The 972-nt window shown below is 44.4% G+C and carries 3 protein-coding genes; 2 read left to right on the forward strand and 1 reads right to left on the reverse strand.

Features of this window, described 5'->3' with window-relative positions; translation table 11 throughout:
- Both A3729_RS18625 and A3729_RS18630 read left to right on the forward strand, forming a co-directional pair.
- On the forward strand, positions 1 to 257 hold a 257-nt coding region (locus tag A3729_RS18625; protein ID WP_197475916.1), incomplete at its 5' end, for an FKBP-type peptidyl-prolyl cis-trans isomerase.
- A gap of 114 nt (positions 258 to 371) precedes the next feature.
- Entirely contained in the window at positions 372 to 617 is a 246-nt protein-coding gene (locus tag A3729_RS18630) for a DUF6868 family protein (protein WP_068512097.1), read from the forward strand.
- Between the two features lie 32 nt (positions 618 to 649).
- Here A3729_RS18630 and A3729_RS18635 read toward each other — a convergent pair.
- A partial coding sequence (locus A3729_RS18635; protein WP_369820145.1) for a methyltransferase occupies positions 650 to 972 on the reverse strand: 323 nt, incomplete at its 5' end.

Raw genomic sequence — 972 nt, forward strand, 5'->3', positions numbered from 1 at the left:
TACGCGTTCACTATCACGGCTCATTCATTGATGGCCAGGTTTTTGACAGCTCTATTACCCGAAATGAACCCGCTGAGTTTGCATTAGATCAGGTTATCCCCGGTTGGACGGAAGGTTTATCAATGATGCCTGTCGGCTCAAAGTGGCGCTTTGTAGTACCCTCTAAGCTAGCCTATGGTGAAATGGGCTCGCCGCCAGCAATACCGCCTAACGCGGTACTGGTATTCGATGTTCACCTGATGAATATTGTTAAGTAAGACTTGCCGTTTTTGCTACCAGGCACCTCGAAGAGCAATACTGCGTGGTGCCTGATTAAGGCCTAGGAAGCTTCTGCTTTCTCTGTATTTACAAAGTAATAGGAGGGCTGAGGGATGACAATTACGCAACTTACTGAACTATTAGGTTGGGCGGTTTTGATTAATCTTGCTTATCTGTCTCTGGCTAGTATCGCGGTGGTATTTTTCAAAGAGGCCATTACATCGATACACAGCAAGATGTTTGATCTTGAGGAAAAGCAACTGGCCCCTGTTTATCTTAGCTTTCTAAGCCAGTACAAAGTCATGACTTTGGTGTTTTTTGTTGCGCCCTACCTTGCGTTGAAGATTATGTGGCATTAGCTCTGCTTTGACCTGAGTAGCGCAGCCTACGGCTAGCGTGAAAACTTTAGAATATGGCCTTTGAACTGGCCCTCTAAATAGTCGGTATGCTCAGGCTTAAAGTGGCTTGAGCTAAAACCAAAGTCNATCATTCGTTTGCTGAGTTTGTTTTTTTTGCCGCGCCCAGGATCTACCAAAATGACCTCACTTGTTGGCTTGGAGTGTCTTTCAAAGAAATTAGCTAATAAGCTAATGTGTTCGTCTTCATATAATATATCGCTACCAATGATCAGGTCGAAAAGGCCTAAGCTATCATTATCTTTAGCCCAGTCTATACGTTCAAAGGTGATGTCGGCGTCGCTATTAAGTTCGGTAT

The sequence above is a fragment of the Oleiphilus sp. HI0043 genome (assembly GCF_001634935.1).

Coding starts and splice junctions, on each gene's coding strand:
- A3729_RS18630 (WP_068512097.1), top strand. CDS start 372: ATGACAATTACGCAACTTACTGAACTATTAGGTTGGGCGGTTTTGATT.